This window comes from Acidimicrobiales bacterium (assembly GCA_035536915.1).
In the GTDB taxonomy this organism is placed as follows: domain Bacteria; phylum Actinomycetota; class Acidimicrobiia; order Acidimicrobiales; family JAHWLA01; genus JAHWLA01.
Genome location: DATLNE010000036.1, coordinates 40,318 through 54,521, shown reverse-complemented (window position 1 = coordinate 54,521; position 14,204 = coordinate 40,318). Strand labels below are relative to the sequence as shown.

The window sequence follows — 14,204 nt, the reverse complement described above, 5'->3', positions numbered from 1 at the left end:
TCGACCCCCACGTAGTCCTGCACCAGTTGGTAGAGGCGGCCCGTCGTGGCGTCGATGCCCGCCGACATGGTGTACGAGTCCGTGGCCCGGGCCGAGACGGCCCCCGTGAAGCGCCCCAGCCCGGTGTCGAAGACCCACCAGCTGTGCCCGCCCCCCCACGACTGCACCAGCACCCGTTCGCCCCCGTCGTCGACGAACACGTCGGAGATGCGCTGGCCCAGCGGGAAGAACTCCTGGCCCCCCACCGCCCGCGGCACCCCCGTGGAGCTGTCCACGCCGATGCGCGCCACCCCGCCCGCCGCGTCCGACGCCTGGCACGCCGTGTAGACGGCGTCCCTCGTCGCCAGCATCCCCCACTGGTAGTTGCCCTGGCCGAACCCGCCCGTGCTGGCCATCGGCGCCCCGCTGCAGACGTCCAGGCGCCGGGCCCAGGCGTTTCCGGTCACCGGGGTCGTCCCCGGCGGGACCTCGCCCGCCGACGGGGCCCCCGCGTCGAAGTTCAGGCCGCTCACGTCCCAGCCCGCCAGCGTGTGGTCGTAGAAGGGCGAGACGTGGGTGGGGCCCTGGGGCATGGCGAAGAGCGCCAGGAGCCGCCCCGGCTCGGCCGGCTTCGCATGCGCCCGGTCGACCTTCAGGCCCAGCATGAAGTAGGAGTGGAGCCGCACCTGGTCGACCGGCTCGCGGAACGACGCCGCGAAATCGTCCTTGCCATCGTCGAGACGGTCCTCGTCGATGGCCACGAACCGCCGCAGCGGGCGTTGGCCGTCCGGCGGGAAGCCCGCGCCACCGACGAACGTTCCCGCCGGGTTCTGGCCGGGGTCGCTCATGGCCAGATAGATGCGGCGGCCCGGCCCGTCGACCGCGTGCACGATCTCGCCCGCCATCAGTGTCCCGGTCGGAGCGGAGACGGCGGCCACCCCCGAGGTGATCGGCACGCCGTCGAGCACCACCCGTCGCAAAGGCTTCAGGGTGTCGAGGTCGAACGAGCGGATCACCGTCGTCGAGAACCCCTCCAGAACCTGGTAGCCGCGTCGGCTCTCCGGGTTGAGGATCAGCCACCCCGATCGAGTCACGGCCGCTGCATCGATCTCGGCGTCCGCGGGGAGCTGCAACTGCGCCACCTCCTTGAAGGCCTTCGGGCGCCTTTGTTCGTCGGCCTGCGCGCCGTGCGACGCGCCGACGAGGGCGTAGAGGACGGCGACGACTACGACGATGCGCCCGACTCGGACGGACCTACGAGAACCTGGGGTGCGGCGCTGCTGCGGCTTCAACTGGATTCTCCTTGATATGTCGAATCGCGGATCGTGCATCGTGGCCGACTCGTTGACTGACGAGCCCCCTGCTGATGACGGAGTATCCGACGATATTGCGGCGAGCGCTGCCCTAGTACTTCGACGCAATTCTTTGCTGTCCTGCCGGGTCGTCAAACGCGAAACCTGGGGCCGCCTCAAAAGAGGCGGCCCCAGGATCTTACAGCGAATAACGGCTGCTACGGCAGCGGTGGGTTCTTCACGATGTAATTGCCTTCGGCCGCGATGGTGAAGTTGTTTGCGGTCTTCCCGGCGCAGCTGTTGGTCGTAGTAGGAGGAGGTCCCACTGTGACGGTAGGCACGGGGACGGCCTCGGCGGTCACCTCGCCCTGTACCTGTCCACCGCCTGTCGCCTTTGTGCCCTCGATCTTCAGGACAAGTGTGCCGCCGACGCCCTGGCCCCAGAATGTGACGTTGTACGTCTGAGGGCCGAATCGGATTGTGGCGGTGCCCTTGAGCATGCTCAGTCCGCAGTAGCCGTCGACGCGGCCGCTTGCGGTGATCGCGCACGCACCTGCTGTCGCCGGCGCCTTGGGGGCCTTGCCGACTGTGGCGTTGGCCCCTGTGCAGACGGTTGCGCCGAACGCGAAGGCAACCGACTGCCCACCGGGATCGACGTTCGCCTTCGGTGTGTCCTTGAGGCCGTTCTTTGTTGTTGTCGTCGCGTTCGGCGGACACTTCGGCGTGTTCACGTCGTTCGGTGTGCACGGGTAGCCGAGCGGGGCGCTGAGAGTCGCTTCCCCCGAGAAGGCGATGCTTCCCGCTTCTTGGGCACTGGCCGACGGGGTGCCCGTCGCCAGCAGTCCGATGACGCCCGCGGCAAGGATGCCGAGGCGTGCGAGCCGTGATCTCACGGTTATCTCCTTATGGTCGATGTTGCTTGCTCGAGCAGCGACGCGGCGCGACTGAGGAGACGGAATGGCGCGACGACGCTTGGCGCACTGCAGGGGCGGGCGGCTGCTGCGCCAGGAGTTCGGATCCCCCCGATTTCCCCCTGTTTGACCCTACGGGTACCAGTCCCCTCTAACGACCCCCGATCAGGTGATATTCAGGTCACCCTGCCTCCCGTTTGTCACCTATACCAGCGGTGAACGGGCGCCTCGGCAGAAACTGGCGGTCTTTTCGCCGAATGCCTCAGCTCGACCGACTGCGACGTCGACGGTGCCCATTCCCATTTCCATTGGTGACCGGCGGTGGGGAGTCGGCCGCCGCGGGCTCGCCGCCGCCGAGATACGAGCTCAGCAACTCGTCGCTCCCCGCTAGCTCGGACGACCGGCGCTCGAGGACGACCTCGCCCTTGGTCAGGACGTAGGCCCGGTCGGTGTTCTCCAGGGCGGTGTGGACGAACTGCTCGACGATGAGCACGGCGGTGCCCTGCGCATTCACGTCGCGGATGATCTCGAACAAGAGGGCCACGATCTTGGGCGCCAACCCCAGCGACAGTTCGTCGACGATCAACAGCTTGGGCGAGCTCATGAGAGCGCGGGCAACCACAAGCATCTGCTGCTCGCCGCCCGACATGGTGCCCGCCGCCTGGTTGCGCCGCTCCTGCAGCCGCGGGAAGTAGGCGAAGACCTGGTCGAGCGCGGCACGGTAGCCAACCTTGTCCTTGCGCCTCGGGAGGTACCCGAAGCGCAGGTTCTCCTCCACGCTCAGCCCGGGGAACAGCGCACGGCCCTCCGGCCCGTGGGCGATCCCCTTGCCGACCACCGCATAAGCGGGCATGCCCGCGATGTCCTCGCCGTTGAAGACGATCGAGCCCCGCTTCGGCGCCAGCAGCCCCGAGATCGTCCGCAGGGTCGTCGTCTTGCCCGCCCCGTTGGCGCCCAGCAGCGCCACCCGCTCGCCCACGTCGACCTGGAGGCTGACGCCGCGCAGCGCCTGCACCGACCCGTAGAACACGTCGATGTCGTTGACCTCGAGCAGCGCCATCAGCCCACCATCTCCTTCTCGGACGCGTCGGCGGGCTCGCCAAGGTAGGCGGCAATGACCGCCGGGTTGCGCTGAATGTCCTCGGGCACCCCTTCGGCGATTATGCGCCCCTGTTCCAGGACGTACATGTAGTCGGACACGCCGGTGACCATCCGCACGTCGTGCTCAATCAGCAGCAGCGTCACCCCGAGGCCGCGCACGAAGCGCAGCACCTCGATCAGCCGGTCGGTCTCGGTGTTGTCGAGGCCCGACGCGGGCTCGTCGAGCATGATCACCCGGAACCCGGTCACCAGCGCCCTGGCCACCTCGACCATGCGCAGCACGCCGAAGGGCAGGTCGCCCGTCGGCCGATAGGCGATGTCGGTGAGGTCGAGCAGGTCGAGGATCTCGTTGACCCGGTCGACCGCCGCCTCCTCCTGCTCGATGGCCCGCCCCGACACCACCAGGTGGGATCCGAAGCCGGTCGGGTTGTGCACATGGGTGGCCACCAGGAGGTTCTCGTAAACCGAGAGCTGGCGGAACAACTGGATGAGCTGGAACGTCCGGGCCACGCCCACCCGGGCCCGACGGTGGACCGGCAGGTTGGTGACGTCCTGGCCGTACAGCCGGATGATGCCCGCAGCCGGTGTGTTGTAGCCCGCCACCGCGTTGAACAAGGTGGTCTTGCCCGCTCCGTTGGGACCGATGAGCCCGACGATCTCGCCTTCGCACACCTGGAGCGACGCGTCGTCGACGGCGGTCAGGCCGCCGAAGCGCACGGTGACGTGATCGGCCTCGATCAGCGGCCGCCGCTCCGACCGGTCTCCCAGGGGCCGCACCTCCGACAGCCGCGCCCGTAGGGCGGCCAGCTCGGCCTGATGGTCGACGACCGGCTCCGGATGGGCCTCCTCGGCGCTGTGGCCGTTGACTGCAGGCGTGGTCGCCCGCACCGCCGCCTTGAAGTCCAAGGGCGCCTCCGGCGCCAGTTCGGGCGGCGGCTGAAGTTGGGCGATCGGCAGCCGGGCCCGGAGGCGGCGTGTGGCTGTCGCCACCTGATGGCGCCGGTCGCGGATGCGCTCGCCCACCCCGGACAGGTCGACCGACCAGGCTCGCTCGGCTTCGGGCCGATGGCGCCACCGCTCGGGGATACGAGCGACCAGCGGGGCAACCACCGGCTCGATCCGCGGCCGTAACAGCTCCACGATCCGCCGAGCGCGATCGGGGAACGACGCCAGCCCGCCTCGATAGGCGATGAGGACCACCGCCAGCAGCAGGCTGGACACGATCTCCAGGAAGGCTCCCAGGACTTCGACCCGATAGAAGACCTCGGACAACGCCGCGAACACGATCCCCGAGGCCACTGCGCCGGGAAGGCTGACGAGCCCGCCGACGACGGCGATGGCGACGTAGAACAGCGAGCGGTTGAAGGAGAACTGGTCGGGCGTCACCACCCGGGCCTCGGTCATGATCAGGTTGCCCGCGATGCCTGCGATAGCACCCGAGGTCACGAAGGCCAGGAACTTGTAGCGGACGACGTCGATGCCGAGCGACGCCGCCGCCATCTCCGAGCCCCGCAGGGCGAAGAACGCCCGCCCCGTCTTCGAGTCGCGGACGTTGGCGGCGCCGAAAGCGACCAGCCCCAAGGCGGCCAAGGCCACGAGGAAGAACGTGCGGCGGTCACTGAAGTCGAAGAACGGAAGCTGCCCCTTCTCTCCGATGGCGCGCTCGCCGATCTCGCCGTGCTGGGTGAACCAGTCCTGCCGGAAGAGGAACTCGCTCGCCATCCACGAGAACACGAGCGTGGCCACCGCCAGGTAGAGGCCTCGGACCCGCACCGCGACGGCGCCGAGCATCGCCGCCACGCCGCCCGACAGGACGGCGGCGATGGGCAGGCTCAGCGGGAACACGATGCCCGCGCCCTCGACGATGTGGCCGGTGAGGTAGGCACCGACGCCGACGAGTGCGGCGTGCCCCAGCGAGATCTGACCGACCCAGCCCGTCAACAGGACGATCGATACGCCGATGATGGCGTAGATGGCGGCCTGGTTTGCCGTTCCCACGATGGACGACGGCATGCCGGGCAGGTAGGGGAACGCAACCAGCGCGACGATGCCGACGACCAAGCGCACGCGGCTCCGCCGCCGACGCGCCCGCGGCATTCCACCACCGCCGCCGCCGAGGGCGCGGGCTTCGGCGCCGTCGTCGGCGCCGGCCAGGCTCTTGCCCCGGGTCGCCATGACCACCACGGCGAGCACCGAGAGAAGCAACTGGGGAGCACCCTGGAGGTCGCCGATGGCGCCGAGGAGCGGCACCAACCCCTGGACGGTGCCGACGATGCCGGCCCCGACCAGCGCGCCGGGCAGGCTGCCCAGTCCGCCGATGAGGGCGGCGATGAACGCCGGGAGCACCTGGAGGGCCAACGTGTAGGGATGCAGCGACGTGACCGCCGCCAACAGGACGCCCGCCAGCGCAGCCAGCGCGCCGCCCATGGCCCACGTCAACGAGGTGATGCCGTCCGGGTTGACGCCCATCAACGAGGCAGCCAGACGGCTCTCGGCCGTCCCTCTCATCATCAGCCCGAGGTCGGTGCGCTGCACCAGCAGATACAGCGCAGCGGCCACCACGAGCATGACCGCGAACAGCCCGAGCTCGCCGTACTGGATGCTCGACGCCCCGATCGAGACGCGGCCCTCGGGGAAGATGGTGACGGCGGGCAGGCCTGAGGTGCCCCAGATGCGGGCCGCCACGGCAACGATGATGCCGAGGGCGGCGACGGTGCCCACCGTCTGCGCGGTCGGTCCGTCGGCGCGCAGCCGGCCGACAAAGACCTTTTCGACCCCCAGCCCCAACGCTGCCCCGCAGACGAGCGCCAGCGGGAAGGCGATGGCGGTGGGAACGCCCCACTGCACGATTGTGTAAAGCAGGTACGCCGGGAGCATCGCCATCGCCCCGTGTGCCAGGTTCAGCATGTGGGACGCCCGGTAGATGAGGACGATCCCGATGGCGAAGATGGCATAGGCCCCAATCAGGGGCAACGACAGGACGAGCGAGACGACGATGTCGGTGAGCACGCGCCTACCCGAACGCCGGGTCCTGCAAGAACCCGGTGCCCTCGTTGCGCCAGCCGCGGAAGGTGCCCTGGCTCACGGTCATGGCGAACGACTGCGCCCGGGTGTTGGCGTAGTGGCGGCCCGGTGCCCACGTGAGCGGCGACGACAGGTCGGAGGTGAACGTCATGGAGTCCATGACGGCCTTGAGTCGCTCGCGCGTCAGGTTGGGCCCGACCTTCCGTAGGGCCTCGACGAATACCGACATGCCCAGGTAGGCACCCTCGACGAACTGGTTGGTCACGTCGATGTTGGCCTTCACTGCCCGCACGTCGTTCACATAGGTGGACACGCCAGGCAACGAGGCCAGCGGGCCGATAGGCGGGTTGTAGCCCGTCCACACGGCCATGCCTTCGCACTTTGTGCCGTACTGCTGCACGCAGTCCGCCGCGAACCGGTCGGTGAACAGCGTCTGGGCCCCGGCGGTGTACCGCAGGGCGCGCTCGGGGTTGCCCTTCAGCCATTTGGTTGCCGTCTCCGGCAGCAGGAGCATGGCGACCATGTCGCACTTGCCCTGCCCGCACTTCCCGGCCCCGTTGAACTCGGCGACCTTGGAGCCGTAGGAAGGCAGGTCGGGATCGAGGTCGATTTCGGCCTTCACCTCGCCGCCCAAGGCCCTGACTTGGTCGCGAAATGCGTCGCGTCCTTCGATGCCGAACCGGTACTTGCTGTCGTAGACGATGGCGAACGAGCGGGCAGCCCGGTTCTCATAGCCGTACTTCGCCATCACCCGCATGGCCGTTACGGTGGCCGAGGCAACCGGCCAGACATACGGCTCGGCGTACTGCTCTTTGCGCATGCCGTCGCTGCCGACCACGGGGATCTTGGCCTTGGCGATCTCACCGGAGGTGATGGCCGAGCCGAGGCCTTCGGCCGACGGCACCACAGGCAGCGCGAAGTAGCCCTCGGCAATGAAGTTTTTGATGATGCGCAGGCCGTCGTCGGCCTTGAACGAGTCGTTCACGATCCGTAGCTCAAGCAGCCGGCCGCAGATGCCGCCCGCCTTGTTGACCTTGTCGACCACGGCCTTCATGGCATTGGGCGAGTCCTCGAGCAGGCTCTTGGCGGGCCCGTCGAGCACGGCGGTCGAAGCCAGGCGGATCGACGTCGGCGTCACGCCCTTGTCGGTGGCGCCGCCGTTCTTTCCGCGAGCGCACTCCAGGCCCTTGGGATCGGGCCCTGTTGCGGTGGGGTCGTTGACGAGGTTGCTCTGCGGGTTTGTCGGGTCGACGACTTCGTCGAGCGCACCGATATCGCCGTCGTCGTCACCCGCGGTCCCGCCGTCTTGGCCCGCGCTCCCACCGCGCACTGTTTGCTCCCCTGATCCGGGGTCGAGCCGCAACCACGACAGCACCAGGAACACTGCTGCGACGAGTGCGAAGGTCTTAAGGCCGTTGTTGCGATTCATGCTGCTCCTTCGATGGTCGGCCTACTGAGGGGCGCGCGGATGGCTCCTTGGATTCCGCCACTAGACGGTTCGCCGGGCCGCTGAGGTTGTCCTCTCGAAACCGCCGAGAGGCGGCAAACTTTTTGGTCAATTCCAGAACCGATCGACGATCGACACTGTGGGCTCCGGGGTAGCCAGGTTCGTCATCTCCACAATGGCGACGACCCGGTTGTTGGTGGCGTCGGTCTCCAGCACGTGGCCTCCCGGATTCATGTTTATGACCAGGGCGTATCGACCGTCGGAGACGCCCGCCAACGACACAGACTGGCCTTCCAGGTTGCTGCCGTAGATGTCGGCCCAGCCTGGGGAAATGCCTTCCTGGGCGTGTGTGCAACTCGTGTAACGCAGCACCGGCGAGCTGTCGTCGCGTATCCGGATCGAGTCGAGGAGGCAGAACGAGACTTTTTCGCTGGTGGCGATGAGGCCGCGCTGACGGTAGTCGACCGTGCCATTGCGGCGCAGACGGCGCAGTTCGTAACTGGCAAAATCCTCAAAATGGAAATGTGTGTGGATGTCGTGCCACACAAAGCCGCCGACTGTGACGCGCTCCCGACAGCCGAGGTTCGTCGTCCACGACACGCACTGCGACACCGACGAACCGTTGACGTTGCTCGGATCGTCGGCTACCAGGTCGAGGGGGACGGAGCCCAGGTTGCGGGCGTGGGTGTCGAAATACAGGTCGTTCGGACCGTATGTGAACGTCTGGGTGGCCTCGTCGTACCCGAGCACCGGCGGGTAGGCCTCGACCTCTGTGACGTTTGGGCTGAGATCGGGATATGTGCGCTGGGGCGCAAACGGGTCGCCCGGGTCGCCTGTCAGCACCCCGATACATGCCTCCGCCCCGACGGTCGGTGTCGTCGGATCGCACGACGGCGGCACAGGCGCCGCGCTCTGCGCCGGGTACCACGGTATGAGCACGACGACGGATCCCACGAGCGCCCCGACGAGTCGGCGTTGTCTTTTTGACGTCCTCACAGCAACCCCCTCTTTGCTGCCGTCGCCGCCGCTTCCGACCGGCTGTGGCAATTGAGCTTTTCCAATGCACGGCGCAAGTAGGTCTTGACCGTGTTCTCGCTGACGCACATGGCGGCGGCGATGTCCTTGTTGGTGCCGCCCTTGGCCACCAGGCGGAGCACCTCGATCTCTCGCATCGACAACGAGTCGTCGCCGTAGCCTGTGTTGCGCCGATGGGCCCAGCGGAGCACCCGGCCCGTCACCTTCGGGTCCAAGACCGCATCTCCTTTTGCGACAGCGCGGATAGCGCGCTTGAGCTCGAACCCGTCGACGTCCTTGCACACGTACGCCCGCGCCCCGGCTTCGACCGCCTTGAGAATCACTTCGTCGTGGCTGAAGTTCGTGAGCATCACCACGCCCACTTCTTCGAAACGGCGTGTCACTTCTTCGCACACCTCGACGCCGCTCATGCGCGGCAGCGAGTAGTCGACAACTGCCACTTCCGGCCGGAGCTCGGTGATCAGGTCCAACGCCTCTTCGCCCGTCGATGCCGTGGCCACCACGTGGATATCGGGCTCTCGCCCGAGCATGGCCGCCAGGCCCGCCCGAACGATCTCGTGGTCGTCAACGACCACGACTCGTACCGGCGGCACGGGCTGCTCCCTTCTTCTTGGGAATGCGAGCCTCGACCAACACCCCACGCGGCGCGGCATTGCGGACCCGCAATTCGCCGCCGGTGTCCTCCAACCGCCGCTGCATGGCCCGGATGCCGAAGTGGCCCGACCGGCCGAACGGGTCGCGGTGGCCCAATCCCACCCCGTCGTCTCGAATCGTCAGCAGCGCGCCCTCCGGCCCGTACGTCAGGTGCACCGTGACCATCGACGCTCGGGCATGCCGCTCGACGTTCACCAATGCCTCGTGCGCAGTGCGGAACAGCGCATCCTCTTTTGGTGCCGCCAGCGGCACTGGCGTGCCGTGCAGCACGAACCGCACCGGTAGGCCGGTCGTCGTCTCGAACTTGTTGCACAGCTCGCGGATGGACGAGGGCAGGGCAGCCCCCCGTGCCTGCAGGAACAGCAGCGCATACACCGACTGCCGAACCTCACGGTTGCCCCGCCCCGCCATCTGCAGCAGCTCCTCCAACCGCGCCCGCCACACCTTGTCGGGCGCGTCCGCCACGTACTGGGCCAACCGCATGCCCATGGCGGTGATGAGCTGCCCCACCGAGTCGTGCAGGTCCTGGGCGATGCGGTCACGCTCGACCGCCACCGCCAGGCGCCGCTCGCTCTCGGCCAGGCTTCGTTGCAGCCCCGCCTTGTGCACCAGCTCCGCGCACCCGGCGCCGATGGCGAGGAGCAGATCCTCGGTCACCACATCCACCGTCGGACCGCCCGCCAGCGACACGCGCAGGGCCCCGTGCACCTTGCTCCGATGGGCCACAGGCACCAACAAGCCGCCGGCCACCGGTCGGGGCGCCAACGGCTTACCGCCCTTGCCCAGCACGGCCCGCCACGATCGGATGGCCTCCAACTCATCGGCGTCGGGCACCCGTCCGCCCACGGCCAGGCGCAACTCGGCGTTGGCCAGCGAGATCGACCGCAGCCTGATCCCCAGGTCACGGGGCAGCGTGCGGTTGAGCTCACGCACGGCGACGGTCAGCCCCCCGGCGCCCGCCACCACCTCCGACAACCGGGCCAGCGCCTCGGCCTCGTGCAACTGCAGGCGCAGCCGGTCGCCCATCTGCGCCCGGGCGATGGCCGCGGCGGCCAGGTCAGCCAAGGCTTGGCCCGTCTCCAGGTCGTCGATCGCCACCTGCCCCCGCTCCACCACCACGTAGCCGAGGAATCCGTCGGCCGTGCGCAAAGGGAAATGGACCGTCGAGCTCGAGGGCTGGGAAGGCTCGAGCTCGACGGTCCGGTGGTCGCCGTCCGCGACGGGGTGGGACACGGACGGGACCGCCCGACGAGTGGTTCCGGGAACCCGATCGGCCCCACTCGCCGGAGTATTCGACGGCCGCACGCGCACGTCGCACGCCGCCGCTCCCAACAGGTCTGCATAGGCGGCACGCACGCGTTCGACCACGCCGGCCAGGGACGACGTGGCGTTCAGCTCGGCGGCCACGGCCACCAGCCGGGCCAGCGTCGCCGCCTTGGCCTCGGACCGCTCCACCAATCGGGCGTTGCGCAGGGCGATCGAGGCCAGCGCCGCCACGGCAGCCACCACATCGGCGGCGTCGGCACCCGCCCCCACCACGACGAACACGCCGACAGGCCGGCCGTCGACGGCCAAGGGGGCCAACACGTCGGCACCCCGCGCCATCGGCGCCTCCACCAAGGGAACCGACTGGACCTCGACGCCGTGGCCCACGGTGCACATGGGGACCAGCGCCCCCCGTTCGGCGTCGGCCAACAGGACCGACGCCCCCTCGGCGGCCAAGGCCTCCATGGTCAGCCGGGCGATGCTCCACAGCAGCTCGGGCGGCGACAACGCCGAGTTGGCTGCCATGGCCACCTGGGTGAGCAGCCCGACGGCGCCAGGGGGCGGCGTCGAGCGCTGCACGCTCCCCCGCCCTCCTCTTACCGTCTCCGTGCGTCCCACTGGGCGACCCCTTCGTTGACTCCACCTGCACCCAGTAGCTCGTACGAACCGCCCTCACGTCGCGAAAAAACTTTGGAAAAAGGAACGCCGCCGCCCGGGGTGACAGCCCCGTCACCCCGGAAATCGACCCCCGAAGCGCCCCAGGACGCGCCGAAGGAGGCGTGGAGTAGGCAAACTGCTACGCATGGGCTGTCGACACATAGACGGCGGGGCGTCTCGAATGGGTGACATGGGAACCGAAAACGCGGGCGCGCCTACCTTTGCCTTCGGGCAACGGGTCAGGACGCGACGTATCGAGCTGGGACTGTCACAGGAGGCGTTGGCACGACGGGCGGGCTTGCACCGCACCTACGTGGGCTCGCTGGAGCGCGGCGAACGCAACGTGGCGCTCATAAACATCGTGCGGCTGGGCAAGGCGCTGGGGGTCGACCCCGGCACCTTGATCAGCGGGATCGAGCCGGAGGACTGACGGGCTTCGCCGACCCCGACCACATGGCTCGCAGCGCACTCGGGTGGGAGAGCGCCTTGCCGATGTGGCCGACGGTGAAGGCGAACACGACCACGGCCAACCAGTCGTGGACGAAGGTGGCGCCCGTGCGCCACGTCAGTGGGAACGGGGTGAACCAGCGCATGATCACGCCGGTGCCGAGCAGGACGGGGACGGCACCGGCGATGATCGCCGCGTTCAGCTTCTGGCCGGGGTTGAACTTGCCGACCTTGGCGTAGGGGTCGCGCCCAAAGGACCGCACCCAATGCCAGTCGTCTGCCGTCCACCGGTTGAGGCGACGGACGTCGGCGCGCAGCGCCACCGTGCGCAGAGGTCCGAACGCCAGCACCCACACCACCGGGAGCGCCAGCCCGGAGTACACGTGGATGTCGCGCACCAGCGCCCGGCGGCCCACCAGCCGCGATAGCGGGTCGAGGTAGAGGGCGGCGGCACTCGCCAGCAGCACGAGGAACAGCACGGCGTTGGCCCAGTGGAACCACCGCTCCACCCGGTCGAAGCGCACGCCCTCAGTCGACGGGAGCATCGTCCCGCCCGTTCGACTTCCCGATCCAGGCGTCGATGTCGTAGCCCCGCAACTCCCAGTAGCCCGGGACCACCCGAGGCGTGACCTCGATCTCGGCCAGCCACTTGCACGACTTGTAGCCGTACATAGGCGCCGTATAGAGCCGCACCGGCCCCCCGTGGGCCCGGGTCACCGGCTTGTCGTACATCTCGTAGGCCACGACCATGTCGGGCCGGCGGGCCTGCTCCAGGGTGAGGCTCTCGGTGTAGGCGCCGTCGAACGACACGAAGCGCAGCGCCTTGCCTGCCGCCTGCACCCCGGCGGCGTCGAGCAGGGCCGACAAGGCCACGCCCGTCCACGGCACGTCGGGCACACGCCACCCGGTCACGCACTGGAAGTCCTTGACGAACCGGGTGCGAGGCATCGCCCGCAGGTCGGCCACCGTCAGTTCCAACGGCCGGTCGACCAGGCCCGTCACCTTGAGCCGGTACTCCGCCTCCGAGCGCGCAGGCAAGGAGCCGGTCACCGTGTAGATGCGGAAGCCGCCTGCCGCAGGCAGCGCGGCCCCGAGCGGCGAGAACAGGCCGTTCACGGTGTCGGTGACCTTGGAGCCGAACAGCACCCCGACGGCGCCCAGCCCGAGCATCCCGAGGACGACCCGCCGGCCGACCGGGACGCCCTCGCTCTCCATCAGGTGATCTTCAGCTCCGGGCGGAAGATGCGCGCCGGGCCCATGTTCACCAGCTCTTTGGCGATGACGTCGAAGGCCTGCGCGGCCTCGCCGTCAGGATCGGACACCGTGACCGGCAGGCCGATGTCGCCGCCCTCGCGCAGGTCGGGCACCAGCGGCACCTGGCCGATGAGCGGCACGCCCAACTCCTGGGCCAGCGCAGCGCCGCCGCCGCGGCCGAAGATTTCGTAGCGCTTGCCGTCGTCGCCGGTGAACCACGCCATGTTCTCGATGACCCCCCGCAGCGGCAGGTTGACCTTCTTGGCCATGAACGCCGTGCGCTGGGCCACCCGCTGGGCAGCGGCCTGCGGGGTGGTCACCACGAACATCTCCGACTTGGGCAGGTATTGCGCCATCGACAGCGCCACGTCGCCGGTGCCGGGCGGCATGTCGATCAGCAGGTAGTCGGGCTCGCCCCAGTAGACGTCGACCAGGAACTGCTCGAGCGCTTTGTGCAGCATCGGCCCCCGCCACATCACCGGCTGGTTTTCCTCCACGAAGAACCCGATGGAGATGACCTTCACGCCATGCGCCTCGGGCGGCACGATCATGTCGTCGATGACGACGGGGTCCTGGGTGATGCCGAGCATCTTGGGGACCGAGAACCCGTACACGTCGGCGTCGAGCACGGCCACGTCGTAGCCCTGGCGGGCCAGTGCCACTGCGGCGTTGACGGTGACCGACGACTTGCCGACCCCACCCTTGCCAGACGAAATACCGAGCACCCGAGTCTTCGAGCCTGCGGCCATGAACGGATTGGGGCGGCCGTCCTCGTGGCCCAGCTTCTGCCCGCCGCCCGCGTGCGAGTGGCCCGCGTGGCCGCCGCCGCCTTGGGCCGCGCCCATGCGCTCGCGCACGGCGGCCCGTTCCTCGTCGGTCATGACGGTCATGTCGACCTTCACGTCCTTGACGCCGTCGAGCGGCAGCAGCGCGGCGGTGACCCGCGAGGTGATCTCGGCCCGCAGGGGGCAGCCGGGAACGGTGAGGGCGATGAGGACGGAGATCGTGCCCCGCCGGAGGTCGACCTTCTTGACCATGCCGAGGTCGACGATGCTCAGGTGGAGCTCCGGGTCCTCGACCGGCCGCAATGCCTCGATTATCTGCGCTTCGGTGGGCACCAAGCCTCCGGGGGGATTT

The 14,204-nt window shown here is 68.7% G+C and carries 12 protein-coding genes; 1 reads left to right on the top strand and 11 read right to left on the bottom strand.

The window, feature by feature from the left end; all coding sequences use genetic code 11:
* The 8 genes from VM938_10435 to VM938_10400 all read right to left on the bottom strand — a co-directional run.
* Positions 1-1,310, bottom strand: a 1,310-nt coding sequence (locus VM938_10435; protein ID HVF75455.1) for a hypothetical protein, incomplete at its 3' end; no start/stop codon positions are given.
* A gap of 179 nt (positions 1,311-1,489) precedes the next feature.
* Positions 1,490-2,164, bottom strand: a complete 675-nt coding sequence (locus tag VM938_10430) for a hypothetical protein (protein HVF75454.1) — start codon at positions 2,162-2,164, stop codon at positions 1,490-1,492.
* A gap of 280 nt (positions 2,165-2,444) precedes the next feature.
* The gene (locus VM938_10425; protein HVF75453.1) at positions 2,445-3,242 is read right to left on the bottom strand and encodes an ABC transporter ATP-binding protein; all 798 of its coding nucleotides are present in this window, start codon (positions 3,240-3,242) and stop codon (positions 2,445-2,447) included.
* Positions 3,242-6,292 carry a branched-chain amino acid ABC transporter permease/ATP-binding protein gene (locus tag VM938_10420; protein HVF75452.1) on the bottom strand — a complete coding sequence of 1,017 codons (3,051 nt, stop codon included), beginning with the start codon at positions 6,290-6,292 and terminating at the stop codon, positions 3,242-3,244. The genes VM938_10425 and VM938_10420 overlap by 1 nt, the downstream gene beginning before the upstream one ends.
* Positions 6,293-6,296: 4 nt before the next feature.
* Positions 6,297-7,736: an ABC transporter substrate-binding protein gene (locus VM938_10415; GenBank protein HVF75451.1), complete on the bottom strand. Its 1,440-nt coding sequence runs from the start codon at positions 7,734-7,736 to the stop codon at positions 6,297-6,299.
* A gap of 126 nt (positions 7,737-7,862) precedes the next feature.
* Complete coding sequence (locus VM938_10410) at positions 7,863-8,708, bottom strand: lysyl oxidase family protein (GenBank protein ID HVF75450.1); 846 nt, start codon at positions 8,706-8,708, stop codon at positions 7,863-7,865.
* A gap of 38 nt (positions 8,709-8,746) precedes the next feature.
* On the bottom strand, positions 8,747-9,382 hold the full coding sequence (locus VM938_10405; protein HVF75449.1) for a response regulator transcription factor: 636 nt from the start codon (positions 9,380-9,382) through the stop codon (positions 8,747-8,749).
* Positions 9,354-11,288, bottom strand: coding sequence for a histidine kinase (locus VM938_10400; protein HVF75448.1), 1,935 nt, complete (start codon positions 11,286-11,288; stop codon positions 9,354-9,356). The genes VM938_10405 and VM938_10400 overlap by 29 nt, the downstream gene beginning before the upstream one ends.
* A gap of 268 nt (positions 11,289-11,556) precedes the next feature.
* Between VM938_10400 and VM938_10395 the strand changes: the two genes are divergently transcribed.
* Entirely contained in the window at positions 11,557-11,796 is a 240-nt protein-coding gene (locus VM938_10395; protein ID HVF75447.1) for a helix-turn-helix transcriptional regulator, read from the top strand.
* On the opposite strand, the gene VM938_10390 is transcribed toward VM938_10395, so the two are convergent.
* From VM938_10390 to VM938_10380, 3 genes are read right to left on the bottom strand one after another with little or no spacing between them, the layout of a single operon-like run.
* On the bottom strand, positions 11,771-12,358 hold the full coding sequence (locus VM938_10390) for a cytochrome b/b6 domain-containing protein (GenBank protein HVF75446.1): 588 nt from the start codon (positions 12,356-12,358) through the stop codon (positions 11,771-11,773). The genes VM938_10395 and VM938_10390 overlap by 26 nt on opposite strands.
* On the bottom strand, positions 12,342-13,028 hold the full coding sequence (locus VM938_10385) for a molybdopterin-dependent oxidoreductase (protein ID HVF75445.1): 687 nt from the start codon (positions 13,026-13,028) through the stop codon (positions 12,342-12,344). Before VM938_10385 ends, VM938_10390 begins: the two co-directional genes overlap by 17 nt.
* Positions 13,028-14,185 carry an Mrp/NBP35 family ATP-binding protein gene (locus VM938_10380; protein HVF75444.1) on the bottom strand — a complete coding sequence of 386 codons (1,158 nt, stop codon included), beginning with the start codon at positions 14,183-14,185 and terminating at the stop codon, positions 13,028-13,030. Before VM938_10380 ends, VM938_10385 begins: the two co-directional genes overlap by 1 nt.
* Positions 14,186-14,204: the final 19 nt, after the last annotated feature.

Bases quoted from the DNA above. Each gene is read 5' to 3' on its own strand.
- VM938_10415 (HVF75451.1), bottom strand. From the start codon at position 7,736: ATGAATCGCAACAACGGCCTTAAGACCTTCGCACTCGTCGCAGCAGTG.
- VM938_10390 (HVF75446.1), bottom strand. From the start codon at position 12,358: ATGCTCCCGTCGACTGAGGGCGTGCGCTTCGACCGGGTGGAGCGGTGG.
- VM938_10395 (HVF75447.1), top strand. From the start codon at position 11,557: ATGGGAACCGAAAACGCGGGCGCGCCTACCTTTGCCTTCGGGCAACGG.
- VM938_10425 (HVF75453.1), bottom strand. From the start codon at position 3,242: ATGGCGCTGCTCGAGGTCAACGACATCGACGTGTTCTACGGGTCGGTG.
- VM938_10385 (HVF75445.1), bottom strand. From the start codon at position 13,028: ATGGAGAGCGAGGGCGTCCCGGTCGGCCGGCGGGTCGTCCTCGGGATG.